Source organism: Streptomyces sp. NPDC005551, assembly GCF_042871785.1.
Taxonomy (GTDB): Bacteria; Actinomycetota; Actinomycetes; order Streptomycetales; family Streptomycetaceae; genus Streptomyces.
On sequence record NZ_JBIAJE010000002.1, the window covers coordinates 154967 to 176123 of the forward strand.

General features: G+C 73.4%; 18 protein-coding genes and 1 pseudogene. 10 read left to right on the forward strand and 9 right to left on the reverse strand.

Annotated elements, in window-relative coordinates:
* Positions 1 to 297: 297 nt before the first annotated feature.
* Positions 298 to 1518: pseudogene (locus tag ACFYP4_RS04925) on the forward strand (hypothetical protein); the annotation flags it as partial.
* Between the two features lie 599 nt (positions 1519 to 2117).
* Complete coding sequence (locus tag ACFYP4_RS04930) at positions 2118 to 2288, forward strand: hypothetical protein (protein ID WP_358855837.1); 171 nt, start codon at positions 2118 to 2120, stop codon at positions 2286 to 2288.
* 146 nt (positions 2289 to 2434) lie between these two features.
* Here the strand turns inward: ACFYP4_RS04930 and ACFYP4_RS04935 are convergent, their stop codons facing one another.
* From ACFYP4_RS04935 to ACFYP4_RS04945, 3 genes are all read right to left on the reverse strand, one after another.
* Complete coding sequence (locus ACFYP4_RS04935; protein ID WP_358855836.1) at positions 2435 to 3379, reverse strand: 3-oxoacyl-ACP reductase; 945 nt, start codon at positions 3377 to 3379, stop codon at positions 2435 to 2437.
* Between the two features lie 28 nt (positions 3380 to 3407).
* A complete protein-coding gene (locus ACFYP4_RS04940) occupies positions 3408 to 4484 on the reverse strand; it encodes a Zn-dependent alcohol dehydrogenase (protein ID WP_388782887.1) in 1077 nt (358 codons plus the stop codon).
* 169 nt (positions 4485 to 4653) lie between these two features.
* Positions 4654 to 5607, reverse strand: coding sequence for a MaoC/PaaZ C-terminal domain-containing protein (locus ACFYP4_RS04945; RefSeq protein ID WP_388782889.1), 954 nt, complete (start codon positions 5605 to 5607; stop codon positions 4654 to 4656).
* A gap of 292 nt (positions 5608 to 5899) precedes the next feature.
* Here ACFYP4_RS04945 and ACFYP4_RS04950 point away from each other — a divergent pair, with 292 nt between their 5' ends.
* Together ACFYP4_RS04950 and ACFYP4_RS04955 are read left to right on the forward strand one after the other, a co-directional pair.
* A complete protein-coding gene (locus ACFYP4_RS04950) occupies positions 5900 to 7186 on the forward strand; it encodes a histidine kinase (RefSeq protein ID WP_358855833.1) in 1287 nt (428 codons plus the stop codon).
* Between the two features lie 5 nt (positions 7187 to 7191).
* On the forward strand, positions 7192 to 7824 hold the full coding sequence (locus ACFYP4_RS04955) for a response regulator transcription factor (RefSeq protein WP_358855838.1): 633 nt from the start codon (positions 7192 to 7194) through the stop codon (positions 7822 to 7824).
* Positions 7825 to 7902: 78 nt separating this feature from the next.
* On the opposite strand, the gene ACFYP4_RS04960 is transcribed toward ACFYP4_RS04955, so the two are convergent.
* Positions 7903 to 9330: an MFS transporter gene (locus tag ACFYP4_RS04960; RefSeq protein ID WP_388782892.1), complete on the reverse strand. Its 1428-nt coding sequence runs from the start codon at positions 9328 to 9330 to the stop codon at positions 7903 to 7905.
* A 192-nt stretch (positions 9331 to 9522) separates the two neighbouring features.
* Positions 9523 to 10716: a lipid-transfer protein gene (locus ACFYP4_RS04965; RefSeq protein ID WP_358855831.1), complete on the reverse strand. Its 1194-nt coding sequence runs from the start codon at positions 10714 to 10716 to the stop codon at positions 9523 to 9525.
* Between the two features lie 245 nt (positions 10717 to 10961).
* On the opposite strand from ACFYP4_RS04965, the gene ACFYP4_RS04970 reads away from it, so the two are divergent.
* The 5 genes from ACFYP4_RS04970 to ACFYP4_RS04990 all read left to right on the forward strand — a co-directional run bounded on the left by ACFYP4_RS04970 (position 10962) and on the right by ACFYP4_RS04990 (position 16705).
* A complete protein-coding gene (locus ACFYP4_RS04970; RefSeq protein WP_388782895.1) occupies positions 10962 to 12707 on the forward strand; it encodes an MFS transporter in 1746 nt (581 codons plus the stop codon).
* Between the two features lie 219 nt (positions 12708 to 12926).
* Positions 12927 to 13577: a class I SAM-dependent methyltransferase gene (locus tag ACFYP4_RS04975; protein WP_388782898.1), complete on the forward strand. Its 651-nt coding sequence runs from the start codon at positions 12927 to 12929 to the stop codon at positions 13575 to 13577.
* 22 nt (positions 13578 to 13599) lie between these two features.
* Complete coding sequence (locus tag ACFYP4_RS04980) at positions 13600 to 14583, forward strand: N-acetylmuramoyl-L-alanine amidase (RefSeq protein WP_358855876.1); 984 nt, start codon at positions 13600 to 13602, stop codon at positions 14581 to 14583.
* 158 nt (positions 14584 to 14741) lie between these two features.
* The gene (locus tag ACFYP4_RS04985) at positions 14742 to 15569 is read left to right on the forward strand and encodes a hypothetical protein (RefSeq protein ID WP_358855877.1); all 828 of its coding nucleotides are present in this window, start codon (positions 14742 to 14744) and stop codon (positions 15567 to 15569) included.
* A gap of 125 nt (positions 15570 to 15694) precedes the next feature.
* Positions 15695 to 16705 (forward strand): LLM class F420-dependent oxidoreductase, encoded by a 1011-nt coding sequence (locus ACFYP4_RS04990; protein WP_358855878.1) that lies wholly within the window; start codon positions 15695 to 15697, stop codon positions 16703 to 16705.
* A 21-nt stretch (positions 16706 to 16726) separates the two neighbouring features.
* Here ACFYP4_RS04990 and ACFYP4_RS04995 read toward each other — a convergent pair whose 3' ends face one another.
* On the reverse strand, positions 16727 to 17272 hold the full coding sequence (locus ACFYP4_RS04995; RefSeq protein ID WP_358855879.1) for a hypothetical protein: 546 nt from the start codon (positions 17270 to 17272) through the stop codon (positions 16727 to 16729).
* A 160-nt stretch (positions 17273 to 17432) separates the two neighbouring features.
* Between ACFYP4_RS04995 and ACFYP4_RS05000 the strand changes: the two genes are divergently transcribed.
* Positions 17433 to 17726, forward strand: a complete 294-nt coding sequence (locus tag ACFYP4_RS05000; RefSeq protein ID WP_358855880.1) for a hypothetical protein — start codon at positions 17433 to 17435, stop codon at positions 17724 to 17726.
* A 106-nt stretch (positions 17727 to 17832) separates the two neighbouring features.
* Here the strand turns inward: ACFYP4_RS05000 and ACFYP4_RS05005 are convergent, their stop codons facing one another.
* Genes ACFYP4_RS05005 through ACFYP4_RS05015 form a run of 3 tightly spaced genes read right to left on the reverse strand, consistent with a single transcriptional unit; the run spans position 17833 to position 21046 of the window.
* Positions 17833 to 18903 (reverse strand): prenyltransferase/squalene oxidase repeat-containing protein, encoded by a 1071-nt coding sequence (locus ACFYP4_RS05005; RefSeq protein ID WP_358855881.1) that lies wholly within the window; start codon positions 18901 to 18903, stop codon positions 17833 to 17835.
* Positions 18900 to 19643, reverse strand: a complete 744-nt coding sequence (locus ACFYP4_RS05010) for a methyltransferase domain-containing protein (protein ID WP_358855882.1) — start codon at positions 19641 to 19643, stop codon at positions 18900 to 18902. The genes ACFYP4_RS05005 and ACFYP4_RS05010 overlap by 4 nt, the downstream gene beginning before the upstream one ends.
* Positions 19637 to 21046 carry a glycosyltransferase family 4 protein gene (locus tag ACFYP4_RS05015; protein WP_358855883.1) on the reverse strand — a complete coding sequence of 470 codons (1410 nt, stop codon included), beginning with the start codon at positions 21044 to 21046 and terminating at the stop codon, positions 19637 to 19639. Before ACFYP4_RS05015 ends, ACFYP4_RS05010 begins: the two co-directional genes overlap by 7 nt.
* Positions 21047 to 21157 lie beyond the last annotated feature (111 nt).

Consider the following 21157-nt stretch of genomic DNA (forward strand, 5'->3'; position numbering starts at 1 on the left):
GGACCGGCGTCGGCGGCGGCGTCGTCGGGACCGTGTCGCGGGCGGTGTGGCCCGGGATGCCGGCGTCGGCGTCGGGACCGTGTCGCGGGCGGTGTGGCCCGGGATGCCGGCGTCGCCGTGCCGGGATCGCCCCGGTGACGTGCGGCCCGATCCGGTCGCCCGGCTCCCGGTTCAGCACACGCGTCCCCGTTTCCTCAGGCGAATCGCGACTTGGCCACCCTTATGTGTGAAGGGGCCGCTGGGCGGTCCCACGTCTGTGCGTACGAAAACTAACTTCGTCCCGGAGGTGACCGAACGATGACGGCCTGTGTCTCTCCCCAGCCCGCGGCTTCACCGCGGCAGGGGGGACCCCCATCGTCCGCGGCGGAGAACGGCGACGGCCGGGCCCCACGGCCCGGCTGCGTGATCACCGCTGACGGCAGCTACGGCGCACGCCTCGCCCGCGACGGCGAGTCCTGGTTCCCGGAGCGCTGGACCCTGGACGGCCCCGAGCCGTACGCCGTGCCGCTGCCCGGCAACCAGCCCGAGGAGCCCGGCACCGAGGTGCTGCCGATGACCGACGGACGCGTGCTGATCCACCGCGTGGCCGACGGCCGGCACGTGTTCTCGCTGCTCTACCCGACCGGTCCCGCGACCGGTGAGCTGCCGCTCGGCACGGTGGAGTGCCCCGACCGGGGCACCCGGCTGCGGCTGCTGCCACCCGCTCCGGGCGGCGAGCGCGCGTACGCCCTCGCCGTCGGCCCGCACTCGACGGCCGTGTGGCTGGTCGCGGGCGGCGCGTTCGGGCCGGAGCACCTCGCCGAGATCCCCGGGCGCTGCTCGGGAGGGGTGTGGCTGGACGGTACGGAGCGGCTGCTGGCCCTGGACCGGGAGGCGGCCGGGCGCACCAAGGCGGTGGTGGTCGACCTGGAGCGCGGCGGCGAGGTGTCCCCGCTGTTGCAGATCGCCGAGGAGAGCAACGACCGGCTGCTGCTCGCGGACCCCGACAGCGGGCTGCTGCTGATCCGTTCCGACGCGCCCTCGCCGGGGCACGACCGGCTGGGCTGGGGTGTGCTGGGGAGCACGCTGCCGGTCCGCTTCCCGGAGGCGCTGCGGCTGGCGGACTGCGCGGTGACGCCGTTCGCGATCCAGCCGGGGCAGGTGCTGACGCCGGAGAGTTGCGCGGTGGCGCTGCGTATCGACGGCGCGGGGGGCACCTGGGTGGGGGTCTGGCGGCCCGCCGACCGGCGGGTCCACCATCTCCCGGCGCCCGAGGGCTGGTTGGCGGGCGCCGGGCTGTGGACCCGGGAGGGGGTGCTGCACCTGCCGTACGCGACCGGGACGGTGGCCTGCGGGGTGGCCAGGGCGCCCGCGCCGGCGAGGACTCCTGGCCGCGCCGGTACGGCGGTCGCGGCGACGCCGGTACCGGCCCCGGATGCGACGTGGGGCTCCCCCTCCACCGGGCCGACGCCCGCCCCCGGATCCCACGAGCCTGCGGCCCCCCGCCCGGTGCCGCTGCAACAGGCGCCGCTGCACGGCCGCCCCCGCCCCGCGCGTCACCACCCGACGCCGACCCCGACGCCCGTGGAGCGGACCGGAACGGTCACCGGGGCGTCGACGACGGCTCCGCCCGCGGCGGCACAGCCGGTGACGGTCACGCCGACGGGCCAGGGGCCGGCAGGAGCGTCGTCACCGGCGTCGGCGGGCGGGCCGTCGGTGACCGCTCCGCGCCCGGCGGGACGGCCGGCGAAGTGGGTACCCGTGGAAGGGAGCCCGGAGAAGGCCACACCTGTCACGCGTGTCAGGCAGGTCACGCCCGTCCCGCAGACGGCACCGCCACCGGCCGCCCCCGTGAGCGAACAGGCACCCGCCCGCAACCCCGCGCCCCCGCCGACCGACGTACCCCTGACGGGAAGACCGGCCCCCGAGCCGTCCCCGGCCGTGCAGCCGCCGTCCTCGACGCCGGAGCCGGAACCGGTGGTGTGGATCCGCGTCGGAGGGCCGGTGGAAGCCGGGTCGGTGAGAGGCGTGTAACCGGTGGCGAGAGGGCGTCGGCGGTCGCGGAACAACGTCCTGGGGCCGCCGGTTAGACTCACCCGGCTGTAAAAGGATCTTGTTGACGGGGTGAACTCTTTCCGATGAGCAACGCACAGATGACGGAGATGGCGACCACCGACCCCCGGGGGTCCGTGACGCAGTCCGACCAGGGTCACGGCAGGCACCGGGGTCCCGTCTCCGCCCAGGACGACCAGGCGGCCCCCCGGGGCCGTCACCGCAGGCCGTCCGGGCAGCCGGACACGGCGTCCTGACGGTACGCCGGACCGCTCGACAGCCGGTGCCGGAGCCGGAGCCGGAGCCGGAGCGGACAGAACGCGGAACGGCCCCGCCGGTCACCACGACGGCGGGGCCGTTCCGTGCCTCACCCCCGGGTCGGGTGTCTCAACTCCCGAACAGCTCAATCCTTTTCGTGCTTGAGCCCGAGTAACTCCACCGCCGCGAACGTCTCCCCGTTCGGGCGGTCCGCGTAGTACGGGGTGAGCAGCGCGTCCAGTTCCTCGTACGTGAAGACGTCCTGCTCGGTGTCGAACTTGGCCGCGACCCGCGGGCGTTCGACGACCGCGACCATCCCCCCGTGCACGACGAGGAGCTGACCGTTGACGTGGGCCGCCGCCGGTGAGGCCAAGTACCCGACGAGCGGGGCGACATGCTCGGGCGCCAGGGGGTCGGGTCCCGCCCCGGGCGGGGTGAGCCCGGCGAAGACGTCCTCCGTCATCCGGGTGCGGGCGCGCGGACAGATCACGTTCGCCGTGACGCCGTACTTCGCCAGCGCGATCGCCGTGGACGTGGTCAGGCCGACGATCCCGCCTTTCGCGGCCGCGTAGTTGGGCTGGCCCGCGGAGCCCGCGAGGAACGCCTCGGACGAGGTGTTCACGATCCGCCCGTACACCGGGCCGCCGCCCGCCTTGGACCGTTCCCGCCAGTGGACCGAAGCGAAATGGGTGGTGTTGAAGTGGCCCTTCAGGTGGACCCGCACGACCGTGTCCCACTCCTCCTCCGTCATGGAGAAGATCATCCGGTCGCGCAGGATGCCCGCGTTGTTGACCAGGATGTCCAGCTTGCCGAACCGGTCGACGGCCAACTCCACCAGCTGCCGGGCCTGTTCATGGTCGGCGACGTCTCCGGTGTGGGCGGCGGCCCGCCCGCCCGCGGCACGGATCCCGGCGGCGACCTCCTCCGCGGGGGTGGCGGACGCCTCGCCGGACCCGTCCCGGCCGGGCTGCCCGTAGTCGTTGACGACGACGGCCGCTCCCAGGCGGGCCAGTTCGAGCGCCTCGGCCCGCCCCAGCCCGCGCCCGGCGCCGGTGACGATCGCGGTGAGCCCTTCGAGTGGCAGTGCCATCGCGCTCCTCAGGTCGGGTGACCGGTCATCAGATCTCGATGCAGGTGCGCAGGGCGGTACCCGTGCGCATCTGGTCCAGGGCCTCGTTGATGCCTGCCAGCGGCACCCGGTGGGTGATCAGGCCGTCCAGGTCGATGCGCCCCGCCCGCCACAGGGCGACGGTCCGCTCGTACGAACGCAGCACGTCGCCGCCTCCGTACATCGAGGGAAGGATCCGCTTCTCGTCGAAGAACAGCTCGAACATGTTGAGCTGGAGGAAGTCGTCCATGGCGCCCGCGCCGACTACGACCAGGGTGCCGCCGCGCCGGGTGTTCTCGTACGCCGTGCGGGCGGTGGCGGACCTGCCGACGACCTCGAAGACGTAGTCGAAGCCCTCGCCACCGGTCACCTGCTGCCTGGCGTCCGGCAGTTGGCCGGGCGGGACGGCCCTGGTGGCACCGAACCGGAGCGCGGCCTCGCGGCGCGAGTCCACCGGATCGACGGCGACGATCTCCGCCGCGCCCTTGAGCCGCGCGCCCTGGATCGCGGAGATGCCGACCCCGCCGCAGCCGATGACGGCGACCGACGAACCGGCCGCCACGTCCGCGGTGTTGAGGGCGGCGCCCAGGCCGGTCGTCACGCCGCAGCCGATGAGCGCCGCGATGTCGAAGGGCACGTCGTCCGGGATCGGCACGGCGCAGCCCGCGTCCACCACGACCTCCTCGGCGAAGGTGCCGGTGCCCGCGAAGCCGAAGAGGTCCCCGCCGGAGCGCCGGAAGTTCGGGGTGCCGGCGTTCATGAACCCGGCCAGGCACAGCTCGGTCTGACCGCGCCGGCAGGCGGGGCAGACGCCGCAGGCCGGCAGCCAGCAGACGACGACCCGGTCGCCCGCCTTGACGTTGCCGACGCCCTCGCCGACCTCGACCACCTCGCCGGCGCCCTCGTGACCGGGCACGAAGGGTGCGGGCTGCGGCAGGACGCCGCTCATCGCGGACAGGTCCGAGTGGCACAGCCCGGTGGCCCGTACCCGGATCCTCACCTTTCCGGGGCCGAAGCCCACCGCCTCGACGTCGTCGAGGACGTCGAGCTTGTCCTGACCGATCTCGTGCAGAACGGCTGCGCGCATGGTGCGGCTCCCCTCAGGAGGAACGTCACGGAGGTTCGGAGGTCGGGAGGTACGGAGGTACGGGAGGTACGGGAGGTACGGGAGGTACGGAGGTACGGGAGGTACGGAGGTACGGAGGTACTGGAGCGTGGCTGCGGTGCGCGGCGGGGTCAGGTAGGGCGTACGGCGGTCAGGCGTGCCCGTCGGCCGGATCACGGCCGGTGCCGGCCCCGGTGCCGGTCCCGGTGTCGGTCCCGGTGCCTGGGCTGCCGTACGGCCCGGCCGGGGTGTCGTACGCGACGACGGTGTCGGCGAGGACGGGCGCGTCGTCCCGCTCGACCGAGGTCACCGACACCCGGACGCCGCCCTGCTGCCGCCACACGCGGATGCGCAGGGTCTCGCCGGGTAGGACGACCCCCGCGAAACGCGCGCGGTAGGAGCGGACGCGGGCGACGGCACCGCCGAGTTCGGTGTCGACGACGGCCTTGAGCGTCATCCCGTAGGTGCACAGGCCGTGCAGGATGGGGCGGTCGAACCCGGCGAGCTTCGCGAACCCGGGGTCGGCGTGCAGCGGGTTCCAGTCGCCGGAGAGCCGGTAGAGGAGGGCCTGGTCCTCGCGGACGGGGCGCTCGACGACCGTGTCCGGGGGCCCTTCGGGCGCTTCCAGGCGCGTGGAAGGGCCCCGGTCGCCGCCGAACCCGCCCTCTCCCCGTACGAAGATCTGCGCGTCGTTCGTCCACAGCGGTCCCTCGGCGTCGCGGGCCTCGGTGCGCAGGACGAGGACCGCGGCCTTGCCCTTGTCGTACACGGCGGCGATCCGCGAGGTGGCGAGCGCGCTGCCCTCGGCCGGGATGGGGCGGTGCAGCGCGACGCTCTGGCCGCCGTGCAGGACCTGCGCGAGGTCGACGTCGACACCCGGCATGGAGAGGCCGCCGATCACGCCCGGTGAGCCCGCGCCGGCGACGGTGGCGAAACTGGGCAGGACGTGCAGCCGGGACTCCAGGGTGTAGCGCAGTTCGCCGGGGTCCGTCGCCGGGACGCCCGCCCCGATGCCGAGGTGGTAGAGCTGGACGTCCTTGTGGCCCCAGGCGATCTCGGCGGTCCGGGGTTCGGCGGCGACGGCCTTGGCGGCGTCAATGGGCATGGGGCTCCTGATCGCTAGCGCGTAAGACCTCGGCGCGGCCGTCCGCACCGTCGGCCGCACCGAGGTCGACACGGGGCCGTGGAACCCGTCCGTTCTAGAACGCGTTCCAGTCCGGCGTCCCCCTGTATAGCCGAGCGTCCAGTGGTTGGGAAGGCTCCTGACCGCGCGTCAGCCACGCGTCGCCGTGCACCGGTGACATTTGTCCCGCCGGACTCCGTACAAGCGCATCTGCCGCCCCGCGTCCCGGCTGCGTACGGTCGGGGGAACGACACCGACACGGGGGGGGCTGGACATGGTCCGGATGCGAGGCGCCGTCTGCGGGCCGGGCGCGGAGGGGGCGGCCGGAGCGGAGCGGGCCGGAACCGGCCGGCGGAGCGGGCGCGGGAGCGTCGAACTGCCCGAAACCGGGCCGCCCGCCAGCGGGTTCACCCTGCTGCCCTGGCTGCTGATGGGCCTGGGCGCCTTCTCGCACCTCTTCCAGGACGACACCCCCAATCCGTGGATCGGCGGAGCGGGCCTGCTGACGTTCAACTCCCTCTACATCTTCGTGGTGTTCCGCGCCTTCGTGAAGGAGAAGCGGGAGGCGCGCTCCACCCGGCTCGTGCTGGTGCTGCTGGGCGTGCTCACCTGCGCGCTCGCCCTCGGGTACGGCGGCAGCTGGCTGCTGTTCTTCCCGCTGCTCGGGCTGGCCGCGGGGGCGACCGTGCGAGGCCGCGGGCTCGGGGTGACGGGCCTCGGCCTCACCGCGGTCGCGGGGACGGTCGCCTGGTCGCGGGACGGCTGGAGCGCGGTGAACGTCGCGTACGGCACGTTCCTGTCGACGATGGTGACGGCGGCGATCCTCTCGCTGGCCGAGACGGTCCGCGAACTGCGGTCCGCGAGGGAGGAGCTGGCCCGCCGCGCGGTCGAACAGGAACGGCTCCGCTTCTCCCGTGACCTGCACGACCTGCTGGGTCACACGCTCTCGGTGATCGTGGTGAAGTCGGAGGCGGCCCGGCGGCTGGCCCCGCGTGATCTGGCCGCGGCCCTCTCCCAGGTCACCGACATCGAGTCGGTCGGCAGGCAGGCCCTCACGGAGATCCGTGAGGCGGTCACCGGTTACCGGGAGGGGAGCCTCGCCACGGAGCTGGACCGGGCCCGCTCGGCCCTGTCCGCGGCGGGCGTGGAGCCGGTGGTCCGCCTGTCGGGGCCCCCGCTCGTGCCCCGGACGGAGGCCCTGCTCGGCTGGGTCGTCCGCGAGGCGGTCACCAACGTCCTGCGGCACAGCGACGCGACCCGCTGCGAGATCACCGTCGAGGGCACCTCCGAGCGGATACGCCTGCGGGTCACCGACGACGGGACCGGCACCGGCACCGGCGCCGACGCCGGCCGGGCGCCCTCGGTCCAGGGCGCCGACGGCACGAGCGCCTGCGTGACGGCCCCGCGCGGAGGCGTCGGTGGCACGGGTCTGAAGGGGCTCACCGAACGCCTCGCGACGGCGGGCGGCTTCCTGGAGGCGGGACCGGGCCCGCGGGACGGCTTCCTGCTGACGGCGGAAGTCCCCGCCGGGACGGCCGGGACCTCTACCCTGACCGCGTGAACGAGATGCCCCGGGACCACCGTCCCGCGAAGTCCGTCAGAGTGCTGCTCGCCGAGGACCAGGGCATGATGCGGGGCGCTCTCGCGCTGCTCCTCGGAATGGAGGCGGACCTCGACGTCGTGGCCCAGGTGGGAACCGGGGACGTGATCGTCGACGCCGTCCTGACGCACCGGCCCGACGTGGCGCTGCTGGACATCGAGCTGCCGGGGATGAGCGGGCTGGACGCCGCGGCCGAGCTGCGGACGCAGGCGCCCGACTGCCGGGTGCTGATCCTGACCACGTTCGGCAGGCCCGGGTATCTGCGGCGGGCCATGGAGGCGGGCGCCGCCGGTTTCCTCGTCAAGGACGGGCCCGTCGAGGAACTCGCCGCCGCGATCCGCCGGGTGCTGACCGGGGAGACGGTGATCGATCCGGCGCTCGCCGCCGCCGCGCTGAGCGCCGGGCCCAGTCCGCTCACCGGCCGCGAGCGCGACGTCCTCAACGCCGCGGTGGACGGCGCCACCGTCGCTGACATCGCCGGGCGCCTCCACCTCTCCGAGTCGACGGTCCGCAACTACCTCTCCTCCGCCATCGGCAAGACGGGCACCCGCAACCGGACGGAGGCCCTGCGGGAGGCCCGCCACCAGGGCTGGCTCTGAAGCCGGCGGCCCGGCGCCGACCCGCCCCGGCCGGCGAGGACCGCGACCCGCCCCGGCCGGTGAAGACCGCGGGAACCGTCAGTTCGGTGACGGCCGTCGCGGCAGCCACAGCAGCATCACGACCGCGCCGGCGAGCAGGACGGCGGCACCCGTGCGGAACACCAGGGCGTAGCCGGCGGTCAGTGCCTGCGCCGAGCCGTCGCCCGCCGTACGGGCCGCGGCTATCGTCGACATGACGGCGAGGCCGAGCGAACCGCCCATCGTCCGCGAGGTGTTGACCAGGCCCGACACGAGACCGGCGTCCCCCGGCGCCGCGCCCGAGGTCGCGAGGGCGGCCAGCGGAGTCGCGGACAGGCCCGCGCCCGCCATCATCAGGATCCCGGGAAACAGGACGGCGGTGAGGTAGGGCCCGTCCGCCGTCATCCCCGACTGCCATCCGAAGCCCGCCGCGGCCACCAGGACGCCGAGGACCGCCACGTTGCGTGCCCCGGTCACGCGCATGAGGCGGGGGGCGAGCTTCGAGCCGAGGACCACCGCGAGGGAGCTGGGCACCAGCGCGAGTCCGGCGTCCAGCGGCGAGTAGCCGAGCACGTTCTGCAGGTACAGCGTCATGAAGAACCACATGCAGAACATGGCGGAGCCGCACAGGAACAGCGCCGCGTTCGCCGAGGACACCGCCCGCACGCGGAACAGCTTCAGCGGCATCAGCGGTTCCCTCGTCCGTGCCTCGACGGCCAGGAACAGACCGGTCAGCGCGAGCCCGGCGCACAGCGGTACGAGCGTGGCGGCGGACGTCCAGCCTCGCGCCTCGGTCTGCACGATCCCGTACGCGAGCGTCGCGAGGCCCGCCGTCACCAGCAGCGCGCCCGGCAGGTCGAGCCGGCGCCGGTCACCGGTCCGGCTCTCGGCGAGCCAGCGGCCGGCCCCGGCGAGGACCACGGCCCCGACCGGCACGTTGATCAGCAGTACCCAGCGCCACGACAGGCCGTCCACCAGGAGCCCGCCGACGAGTCCGCCCGCCGCGCCGCCCCCGGCGCCGACCGCGGTCCAGGTCGCTATGGCACGCGCGCGTGCCGCTCCCTCCGGGACGGCCGAGGTGACGATGGTCAGCGTCGAGGGGGCCAGTACGGCGGCCCCGAGTCCCTGCACCGCCCGTGCGGCCAGCAGTTGCCAGTCCTCGTGCGCGAGCCCGCCGGCCAGCGAGGCGAGCGTGAAGAGGGCGAGCCCGACGAGGAACATCCGCTTGCGCCCGTACAGGTCGCCGGCCCGGCCGCCGAGCAGCATGAAGCCGGCGAAGGCGATCGCGTAGGCGTTGATCACCCACTGCAGTCCCGGTGCGCTCAGGCCGAGGTCGGCCCGCATGGAGGGCAGCGCCACGTTGACGACGGACACGTCGAGGACGACGAGGAACTGCCCGGCACACGCGAGCGCGACCACCGCCCACAGCGGCGGAGCGGAAGAGGGGACGGTACGCGTGTCTGCGGCGGTTCGGAGCATGGGGGTCATGCTCTCAACCGGGTTACGCCCCTTGCATCGGGATTTCGCTGCACGCCCGGCTCGGTCCTGGGACCTAGGTCCGGCGGCGGGCCCCGCGGGCCCTTTTTCGGGCCGGCCAGGACCGTGCCGCCGCCCGTCCAGCCCGCCGCCCGTCCAGCCCGCCGCCCGTTCAGCCCGCCGCCCGTTCAGCCCGCCGCCCGTTCAGCCCGCCGCCCGCAGCAGTGTGACCACCGCGGCCCCGCCGAGTCCGATGTTGTGGGCGAGCCCGACCCGCGCGCCGGGCACCTGCCGGGCGCCCGCCCGTCCCCGCAGCTGCCAGGTCAGTTCCGTCACCTGGGCGATGCCGGTCGCGCCGAGCGGATGCCCCTTGGAGATCAGTCCTCCGGACGGATTCACCACCCAGCGCCCGCCGTACGTCGTCGCCCCGGACTCCACGAGCGGGCCGGACTCCCCCGGTCCGCACATGCCGAGCGCCTCGTAGGTCAGGAGTTCGTTGACGGAGAAGCAGTCGTGCAGTTCCACGACGTCCACGTCCTCGATGCCGAGCCCGGAGCGCTCGTAGACCCGGCGGGCCGCTGCCCGCGACATAGGCTGCCCGACGACGTCGATGCACGAGCCGGAGGCGAAGGACTCCTCCGTGTCCGTGGTCATCGCCTGTGCGACGATCTCGACGGCCTGCCCGCCGAGCCCGTGCCGCTCGGCGAAGCGTTCGGAGACGACGACCGCCGCCGCCGCGCCGTCCGAGGTCGGCGAGGACTGGAGCCTGGTGAGCGGCCGGTGGACGGTCCGCGCGGCGAGCACCTCGTCGACCGTGTACACGTCCTGGAACTGGGCGTACGGGTTGTCCGCCGAGTGCCGGTGGTTCTTGGCACCGACGGCCGCGAGCTGCGCCTCGGTGGTGCCGTACTTCTCCATGTGCTCGCGGGCCGCGTCGCCGAAGATCTGCGCGGTGGGCGGGCTCGCCTCGAAACCGTGCCGGGCGGCCATGATCCCGTAGTGGCGGGCGACCGGCGAGGTGGCGAAGTCGCCGCCGTCCGAGCCGCCGCCGAGTGCTCCCCGGCGCATCTTCTCGAAGCCGAGCGCGAGGACGCAGTCCGCGCTGCCGCCCTCGACGAACTGCCGGGCCAGCATCAGCGCGGTCGAGCCGGTCGCGCAGTTGTTGTTCACGTTGTAGACGGGCACACCGGTCAGGCCCAGCTCGTAGGCGGCACGCTGGCCGGCCGTCGAGGCCTGGAAGCAGTACCCGACGGCGACCTGCCGCACGTCCTCGTACGCGATCCCGGCGTCGGCGAGGGCGGCCTCACCGGCCTCCCGCGCCATGTCCCAGTACTGCCACTCCCGGGTCTCGGGCTTCTCGAACCTCGTCATCCCGACCCCGACGACGTACGCCTTCATGTGGCCCCTCTCCGTCACTGGGAAGGCCCGGGGCCGGTGACGCACGGCTCCGGCGGCCCGGGACCGCGCCAGACTAGAACAGGTTCCATTCTGACGACAGGTCAGATCCCCATGGGAAAGTCAAGAATTCGTTAGTACGCCGAAGCATCGGAATAGTTGCCCCGGCGCACGGGGTTCACCCTGCACGTATCCCGCGCGGATCACTGGCTCCCCTTTTCTTCCTTCCGGCCTGGAGGCCCCACGCAATGACCCACACGACGACCGAAGAGCCCACCCGGAGGCCGAGCGGCGCGATCGTGCCGGTGCTGGCCTTCGCGGGCATCGTTGTCGCGGTGATGCAGACCCTGCTCGTCCCGGTCATCAAGGACCTGCCCGAGCTGCTCGGCACCGCACCCAGCAACGCCACCTGGGTGCTGACGTCGACCCTGCTCGCGGGAGCGGTGGCCACCCCGATCATGGGCCGCCTCGGTGACCTGTTCGGCAAGCGGCGCATGCTCCTCACCAGCCTCGCCGTGATGGTGGTCGGCTCGCTGGTCTGCGGTTTCACCAGCGACCTGCTGGTGATGATCGCGGGCCGCGCCCTCCAGGGCTTCGCGATGGGCGCGATCCCGCTCGGCATCGGCCTGATGCGCGACGAGCTGCCCCGCGAGAAGCTCGGCTCCGCGATGGCCCTGATGAGCTCCTCGATCGGCGTCGGCGGCGGACTCGCGCTGCCGCTCGCGGCCCTGGTCGCCCAGCACGCCGACTGGCACGCCCTCTTCTTCCTCTCCGCCGGCCTCGGCGTCGCCTCGATCGTCCTGACCCTCGCCGTCGTGCCGGAGTCCCCGATGCGCGCCCCGGGCACCTTCGACGTGCTCGGTGCCCTCGGCCTCTCCGCCGGCCTGGTCCTCTTCCTGCTGCCGATCACCAAGGGCAGCGACTGGGGCTGGACCTCCGGCACCACGCTCGGCCTGTTCGGCGCGGCGGCCGTCGTCCTCGTCCTGTGGGGCGTGATGGAGCTGCGCGTCAAGGCTCCGCTGGTGGACCTGCGCACCACCGCCCGCCGCTCGGTGCTCTTCACCAACCTGGCCTCGATCATGGTCGGGGTCGCCTTCTACGCCGTCTCGCTGGTCCTGCCGCAGCTCCTCCAGCTGCCGAAGTCCACCGGCTACGGCCTCGGCCAGTCGATGGTCGTCGCGGGTCTGTGCGTGGCGCCGCTCGGCCTGACGATGATGTTCACCGCCCCCGTCTACGCCCGCCTCTCGGCGAAGTACGGCCCCAAGGTCACGCTGATCATCGGCATGCTGATCATCGCGATCGGGTACGGCGCCGGCCTCGGCCTGATGAGCGCCGCCTGGCAGACGATCGTCGTCTCGGTGGTCCTGGGCGCCGGCATCGGCCTCGCGTACTCCTCGCTCCCCGCGCTGATCATCGGCTCCGTGCCCGCCTCGGAGACCGGCGCGGCCAACGGTCTCAACACCCTGATGCGGTCCATCGGCACGTCCGTGTCGAGCGCCGTCATCGGCATGGTGCTCGCCAACACGGCGAACCACGTCGGAGGCGTCGCGGTCCCGACCCTGCACGGCTTCCGGGTGTCGTTCCTGATCGCGACGGGAGCCGTGGCCGTCGGTCTGCTGATGGCGCTCTTCCTGCCCGGGCAGCGCCGGGCGGCCAAGCCGCAGCTGCGCGCCAGCAGCGAGGAGGACGCGGCTCTGGCACGAACCCACGAGGTTCTCGGGGGCTTCCGCGGCCGGGTCCTGGACACCGCCGGGATGCCGGTGAGCCGGGCCAGGGTGACCCTGATCGACCGCCGCGGGCGGCAGGCGGGCGCGACGCTCACCGCCGGGGACGGCAGCTACGCGCTGGCCGTGCCGGCCGAGGGCGCGTACGTCCTGGCCGCGAGGGCCGCGGGCCACGGTCCGCTCGCCTCCTCCGCGACGCACGCCGGCGACGACCGTCCGGTCGAGGTCGACCTCGCCCTGCCGGGCGAGAACGCGGGCGTCCCGGCCTGACCGGCCGGTCCGTGCGCCCTCACCCCCGTCGTGCGAGCGGCGGGGGTGAGGTGCGTCCGGGGACGGGCGCGCGCGTACCCGTCCCCGGACGGAGCCCACGACGGGGGTCCGCGTGCCCGTGCCCGTGCCCGGGCGGAGTTCACGACGGGGCGCCTACAGGCAGGCAGCGGGCGTGGGGCACCATGGGGCGCTCAGGTTCGTACACGACGGAGGACCCCCATGCCCGCGGCACCCAAGCCGGAGATCCTTGCCGCTTTCGAGGCCGCCAAGGGGTTCATGCCCGCCGGCGAGGGGCTCGCGCTCCACGCGGCGGCCGTCGAGGCCGGCCGGCTGGGGCTGCCGCTCCTGGAGGTCGGCACCTACTGCGGCCGCTCCACGATCCTGCTCGCGGACGCGGCCCGCGGGGTCGGGGTCACCGCGGTCACCGTCGACCACCACCGGGGCAGCGAGGAGCAGCAGCCGGGCTGGGAGTACCACGATCCGGAGACGGTCGACCCCGAGACCGGCCGGATGGACACCCTGCCGACGTTCCGGCGCACGCTCCACCGGGCCGGTCTCGAGGACCACGTCGTGGCGGTGGTCGGCCGCTCGCCGCAGATCGCCGCGTTCTGGCGGACACCCCTCGGTCTCGTCTTCGTCGACGGCGGCCACACCGACGAGCACGCGAACGGCGACTACGAGGGCTGGGCGCCCCACGTGGCCGACGGCGGCCTGCTGGTCATCCACGACGTGTTCCCGGACCCCGCCGACGAGTTCACCGGTCAGGCCCCGTACCGCGTCTACCTGAGGGCGCTGGAGTCCGGCGCCTTCACCGAGGTCTCGGCGACCGGCTCACTGCGCGTCCTGCGGCGAACGGGCACAGGGATCTGAGGCCGCGGTTAGAGTCGCTGACGTGTCGTACGCAGGTCCTGACTTCGAGCCCTCCCGGCCGCGCCGTTTCCGGCGCGGCCCCCTGACCGTCGCCGTCGCCGCGCTGGTGCCCGGCGCGCTGGCCGGCTGGCTGGTGTGGCAGGCGGTGGGTGACACGGGGGACGGTGACGGATCCGGCGGGGCGGGCCCCGCGACCACCTCGGCCGCGCCCTCCACGTCCGCGGCGCCCGGACCCACCGCGTCCGGGAAGGACGACGGGAAACAGCACGGGGACGACGCGTCGGGCACACCGTCCACGCCGTCCGGCTCCGCGTCGCGGCCCGCCGCGTCCGGTCCCCTCAAGGGCAAGACCGTCGTCATCGACCCGGGCCACAACTCCGGCAACTTCCGGCACCCGGCCGAGATCAACCGCCAGGTGGACATCGGCACGAACCGCAAGGAGTGCGACACGACCGGCACGTCGACCAACGCGGGTTACACGGAAGCCGAGTTCACGCTCGACGTGGCGCGCCGGATGCGCACGCTGCTCCAAAAGCAGGGCGCCACGGTCGAGTTGACCCAGGACGGCGACCGGCCGTGGGGGCCCTGCGTCGACGAGCGGGCCCGGATCGGCAACAAGGCGCACGCCGACGCGGTGGTGTCCGTCCACGCGGACGGCTCGGCGACCGGCAACCGCGGCTTCCATGTGATCCTCCCCGCGACGGTGCACGCGGGTGCCGCCGACACCCGTCCGATCGTCGCCTCCTCGCGTGATCTGGGCGAGCGCATCGCGGGCAACTTCGTACGCGTCACCGGCAGCGCGCCCTCCAACTACGTCGGCGGCGGCACCGGACTCGTCACGCGCGAGGATCTCGGCGGTCTCAATCTGTCAACAGTTCCCAAGGTGTTCATCGAGTGCGGCAACATGCGCGATAGCAAGGACGCGGCACTGCTGACCAGTGGGACCTGGCGACAGAAGGCGGCACGGGGGATCTCTGAGGGAATCGTGAGTTTCCTGCACGGGTAGGGATCGGCACAGCGGTCCCGGCGGACACCCTGATCGGACGGGCGATAGTGTCGTCCTACGATGAGGGGCCACCCCCGCGCTCCGCACCCTGCCTGACGGCGACCTGGTGACAGCGGTGCCTCCACCGATGACGACGAGACGACTACGAAGGACCTGAAGTGAATATCCGCTCCCTCACTAGAGGCGACGGCGTGGTGATCGGAGCAGCGGTACTGCTCTTCGTCGCGTCGTTCCTCGACACGTTCGACGGCTCCGGCAGTGGCGCCCCCAACGCCTGGGACAACCTGGGTCTCGTGATGAGCATGTACGTCGGCGGTATCGTCGGTGCGGCACTGATCGTCCTCGCCCGGGGGCTCCCGCAGCCGCGCAAGGTCATCGGGCTCGACCTCGGCCAGCTCGGGGTGGCTCTGACGGTCTTCGCCGCGTGGACCGCGTTCTGGACGATCATCGACCCGCTGGGCGTGTTCGACGAGTTCGACTCGGCCGCCGACACCGGCGCCGGGCTCATCCTCGGGCTGATCGCCGCCCTGGTCCTGGCCGCCGCCGCGATCGCCACGCCCCTCGTGCCCGCGCTCCGCGCCGCCCTCGTGGGTGCCCCGCGCCCCGCGGCCCCGCAGCCCTACGGCGGTCAGCCGCAGGGTGGTTACGGCTACCCGGGCGCCCAGCAGGCCCCCGGCCAGCCCTACGGCGGACAGCCGCAGCAGCCCCAGCCGCAGCCGTACGGCGGGCAGCCGCAGGACGGCCGGCCGCAGGCGCCGCAGGCTCCGGCCGCGCAGCAGTCCGGCGGGGACTTCTCGCCGTTCTGGTTCGCGGTCCCGGTGGCGCGTCCGCTGTACGCGGAGGACGGTTCGCCGACGCCGATCGCCGAGCTGGCGCCGGGCACCTGGTACCTGGCCGTCGAGCAGCGCGGTCCGAGCCTGGTCGCGCAGACGCAGGACGGCCGTCGCGGTGTCCTGCAGGACACGACAGGCATCCAGCGCGGCTGACACCCGCTGACGTACGGCCCCTCGCCCTTCCGGGCGGGGGGCCGTTGTCGTACAGTCGCCCCCCGAATGCTTTCTGACGGCCCGTCAGCGATAGCGCCCGGCGACGGCCCGGACCTGGAGGGGACATGCGGCTCGGTCTCGCACTCGGCTACTGGGGGCGCGGCCCCTCGGCCGGCCACCTGTCGCTGGCGCGGGAGGCGGAGCGGCTCGGGTACGACTCCGTGTGGACGGCGGAGTCCTGGGGCTCCGACGCGTTCACCCCGCTCACCTGGATCGCCGCCCACACCTCCCGCATCCGTCTCGGCACGGCCGTCGCGCAGATGGCCGCCCGTTCCCCCACCGCGACCGCGATGCACGCACTGACCCTGGACCACCTCTCCGGCGGGCGCGTGCTGCTCGGCCTCGGCCTTTCGGGCCCGCAGGTCGTCGAGGGCTGGTACGGGCGCCCGTTCCCCAAGTCGCCGCTCACGGCGACCCGCGAGTACGTCGACGTCGTACGCCAGGTACTCGGCCGCGAGGCCCCCGTCGCCCTCGACGGCCGCTTCCACGCCCTGCCCTACCGGGGGCCGGACGGCACGGGTCTTGGCAGGGCGCTGAAACCGATCACGCACCCCCTGCGGGCCCGACTGCCCGTCCTGCTGGGCGCCGAGGGGCCGAGGAACATCGCACAGACGGCCCGGATCGCGGACGGCTGGCTGCCGCTGTACTGGTCGCCGCTGCGCACGCAGGTGTACGAGGCCTCGCTCACGGAGGCGCCCGACGGCTTCATGGTCGCGCCCCTGGCCCGTGCGGCGGTCTGCGACGACGTCGCCGAGGGACTGCTGCCCGTCAAGGCGATGCTCGGCTTCTACATCGGCGGCATGGGGCACGCGGCCCGCAACTTCCACGCCGATCTGATGGCCCGGATGGGCTTCGCCGAGGAGGCCCGCCGGATCCAGGAGCTGTTCATCGCCGGCCGCCGCGAGGAGGCGGTCCGGGCCGTCCCGGACGCCTTCGCCGACGAGATCTCCCTCGTCGGCCCGCGTGAACGCATCGCCGAGCGGCTGGAGTTGTGGCGCGAGGGGCCGGTGACGGACCTGCTGCTGCTGACGCCGGACCCGCACACGCTGCGGGTGCTCGCGGAACTCAACTCCTAGCGAGCGCGCCAGGACCCGGCCTCAGCCGCCCGACAGCTCCGACGTCGACGGCACCTTGTCCGTCACCTCGGCTCCGGCGCTCTTACCGGCGTCCTTCACCTTGTTGATGATGTCGTCGAAGGAGCCGGCCGCCGCGTCCGCCGAGTCGCCGTTGCGCAGTTTGGCGGGCAGGTCCTTGAGCGTGTCGATGCCCGCGGTGAGCGGGGCGATGGCCTTGGCGAGCGCGGGGTCGCCCTCGGCGTTCTTGCGGGCCGCACTGAGCCGGTTGTACGTGAAGGCCCCCGCGAGGCCCGCCTTGATGAGCGCGGTCCTGCGCCCGTCGGCGCCCTTCTTGAACTTGCCGGCCCGCCAGGGCTTCACGATCCACTGGTAGGTGGCCCCGGCCGCGAGCCCGGCGTTCGCCACGAAACGCGTCTTGGCGAACTTCTGCTTCTCCACGGAGCCGGTGGGGCTGGGGGTCGCCGTGGCGGCGGAGTCGCCGTCACCTCCGCCGCACGCCGTCGTGCCGGCGAGCAGGGCGCAGGTGAGGGTGAGCGCCAGGAGCAGGCGGCGCAGGGATACAGGCACGGGATCCTCCGGGTGAACGGGCTCCCGGGGCCCGGGAGTACACGGCTCTTCCGGCAGCCTCACCCCGCTCCGGCGGCTGCGCCAGCCGGGGGAATCCGTTCAGGTGACGGACCCGATCCGCTCCAGGTTTCAAACAGGGATTCGGGGCCATCCGTTGGTCATGTCCCCTCGATATCGCAACGGTTCCAACCAGGCGGGGACGGTCATCGCGATCGTCGCGGACATCATGGCCGTCATCCTCGGTCTCTGGATCCTGATGTACCTGCTGGACGCGAACCGCGCCAACGACCTGGTGCAGTTCATCCATGACGCGGCAGCCTGGCTGGCAGGCTGGTCGCGTGACCTGTTCACCTTCGACGAGGCCTGGGCCCGTGTGGTCGCGGGCTACGGTCTGGCGGCCGTCGTGTACCTGTTCATCGGGCACGCGATCGCCAACCGTCTCAACCGGCACTGACCGGCTTTCCGGCCGGCTCCCGAGGCCGGCCCGGGAACGGCGCGCAGCCGTCCCCGGGCCGGCCTCCGGGCGTTCGTACGCCGTCGGCCGGCAGGCCCGGGCGGGCCTACCGGCAGCAGTCCGGGTCCAGTCCTGACGGAAGGCGTTCGCCGCTGAAGACCGCGCAGGTCGGCTCGTCGCCGCCGAGCGCGGCCACCGCGAGGAGCAGGGAGCCGGCCGTCCAGCTCGTCAGCTCCTCGGGCCAGACGGCCCCGTCCTCGAAGACGTAACCCGTCCAGTACAGCCCGGTCTTCGGATCGCGCAGGTGCTGGATGGACTGGAGGATCTCCAGGGCGCGGTCGGACTCCCCCACGACCCACAGCGCCAGGGCCAGTTCGGCCGACTCGCCGCCGGTCACCCACGGGTTGGGGACCACGCAGCGCACGCCGTAGCCGGGCACGACGAAGCGGTCCCAGCCCTCCTCGATACGGGACTTGGCCTCGGCGCCGGTCAGCGCGCCGCCGAGCACCGGGTAGTACCAGTCCATCGAGTAGCGGCCCTTGTCCAGGAACCGCTCGGGGTGCCTGCGGATCGCGTGCCGCAGCGCGCCGACCGCCAACTCCCAGTCGGGCTGGGGCTCTTCGCGCTGCTCGGCGACGGCCAGCGCGCAGCGCAGCGCGTGGTGGATCGACGAACTCCCGGTCAGCAGGGCGTCGTCGACCGGTGTGCCGTCGTCCTCGCGCTTCCAGCCGATCTGCCCGCCGGGCTGCTGGAGTTGCAGCACGTACTCCACGGCCGCGTAGACCGCGGGCCACATCCGGTCCAGGAACGTGTCGTCGCCGGTGGCCAGGTAGTGGTGCCAGACGCCGACGGCGATGTACGCGCAGAAGTTCGTCTCGCGGCCGCGGTCGGTGACCTCGTCGTGGTTCCCGTCGGCGTACGCCGCGTACCAGGAGCCGTCGGGGTTCTGGTGCCGGGCTAGCCACTCGTAGGCGCGCTCGGCCGCCTCGTGCTCCCCGGCCGCGTCGAGGGCCATCGCCGCCTCGGTGTGGTCCCACGGGTCCAGGTGGTGGCCGCGGAACCACGGGATGGCACCGTCCGGGCGCTGCACCGCGAGGATCCCGCGCACCGTGGCGGCGGCCTCCTCCGCGGTGAGGACCCCGGGCAGGACGAGGTGTTCTGTCCGGGGCGTCGTCACGAAGCGTCCACCGCGGCGCTCACGGGCAGGTGGGGCTTGGTCGCGTACGCCACGAAGCTCTTGCCGATCAGCGGGTTCAGCGCCTGCTCGGCGATCCGGGTGGCCAGCGGTTTCTTCATGATGTCCCAGACCAGCAGCTTGTGGTACGCCCGCACCGGCAGCGCCTTGTCGTTGTCGACGCCGAACGCGCACTTCAGCCACCAGTACGGCGAGTGCAGCGCGTGCGCGTGGTGGGTGCCGTAGGGGCGGAGACCGGCTCCCCTGATCCTGGCGAGCAGTTCGTCCGCGCGGTAGATGCGGATGTGGCCGCCCTCGACCTCGTGGTAGGCGTCGGACAGCGTCCAGCAGACCTTCTCGGGGCCGTAGCGCGGGACGGTGATCGCGATGCGGCCGCCCGGCTTCAGTACCCGGACCATCTCCGCGAGGACGCCCTTGTCGTCGGGGATGTGCTCCATGACCTCGGAGATGATCACGACGTCGAAGGACTCGTCGGGGAAGGGCAGCGCGAGGGCGTCGCCCTCCATGGCGGTCGCGGTGGCGCCCGCCGGGGCCTCGCCGGCCTCCTTCATCGCCGCGAACCACTTGGCGACCTCGCGGATCTCCTCGGCGTTCTGGTCCAGCGCGACGACCCGGGCGCCGCGCCGGTAGCACTCGAACGCGTGCCGGCCGGCCCCGCAGCCGAGGTCCAGTACGCGGTCGCCCGGGGCGAGCGGGAACCGGGAGAAGTCGACGGTCAGCACGTGGCCCTGCTTTCGCGATCGAGGGTGTCAACGGAGGGCGCGGAGGCGGCGCCCGCGGCGGGTGCGGCGGCGGTCCCGCGGCCCGGGGCAGCGCCCGCCGCGTCGGCGATCGCCTCGCGGTAGCGGGCGACGGTGCCTTCTGCGGCGCGGGCCCAGGTGTAGTGCCGCAGCACCCGCTCCCGGCCGGCCAGACCGAGCCGGACGCGCAGCACGGGGTCGCCCAGCACCCGGCTCAGGGCGGCGGCCAGGGCGCCGGCGTCGCCGGGCGGCACCGCGAGGCAGGTCTCGCCGTCGGGGCCCGCGACCTCGGGGATCGCCCCGCCGGTCGTCGCGACGAGCGGCGTGCCCGTCGCCATGGCCTCGGCCGCGGGGAGGGAGAACCCCTCGTACAGGGAGGGCACACAGGCGACTTCGGCCGACCGTACGAGGTCGACGAGTTCGGCGTCCGAGATGCCCTTCACGAACTCGACGGAGCCGGCGAGGCCGTACCGCTCGATGGCCTGGGCGACGGGGCCGTCCTCGGCACGGCGGCCGACGACGACCAGGTGGGCGCCGGGGTGCTCGGCGCGCACCTTGGCGAGCGCCTCGACGAGGAAGACGAGACCCTTGAGCGGGACGTCGGCGCTGGACGTCGTGACGATCCGTCCGGGCACCTGCGGCACCGCGGGGTCGGGCGAGAAGAGGTCGGTGTCGGCGCCGATGTGGACGACGTGGATGCGGTCGTCGCGTACGCCGAGGTGCTCGACGATCTCCTGGCGCGAGGTGCCGGAGACGGTGAGCACGGACGGCAGGCGGCGCGCGACGCGCTTCTGCATGCGCGTGAACGCGTACCAGCGGCGCACGGAGGCGCGGCGGCGCCAGCCCTCGGCGGCGTCCAGGTCCAGGCCGCGGTCCACGGTGATGGGGTGGTGGATGGTGGTCACCAGCGGGGCGCCGACGTCACCCAGCAGCCCGTAGCCGAGGGTCTGGTTGTCGTGCACGACGTCGAAGTCGCCGCGGCGGGCGCGCAGATGGCGCCGGGCGCGCAGCGAGAAGGTCAGCGGCTCGGGAAAGCCGCCGGTCCACATCGTGCCGACCTCGAGGGCGTCGATCCAGTCGCGGTACTCGCCGCGGCCCGGGGTGCGGAAGGGGTCGGGCTGGCGGTAGAGGTCCAGGCTGGGCAGCTCGGTGAGGGAGAGCCCGCGCAGGTCCTCGCCCTCGTCGAGCACGGGGTAGGGCTGCGAGCCGATGACCTCGACGCGGTGGCCGAGCCGGGCGAGCTCCCGCGAGAGGTGCCGCACGTACACGCCCTGGCCGCCGCAGAACGGGTTCCCCTTGTACGTGAGGAGCGCGATGCGCAGGGCTCGGCCGCCGTCGGCGGCAGGGTCCTCCTGGGGACCCGCCTCCATGGCCTCAGCGGTCACTCCCGGCCCCCTTCTGCCTGCACTGTCCCGCGAGATTACGCCGGGACGCTAATCTAGAACAAGTTTCAGACTTGATCGTTCAAGGAGCATTGAATCTACCGGCAGGTAGGA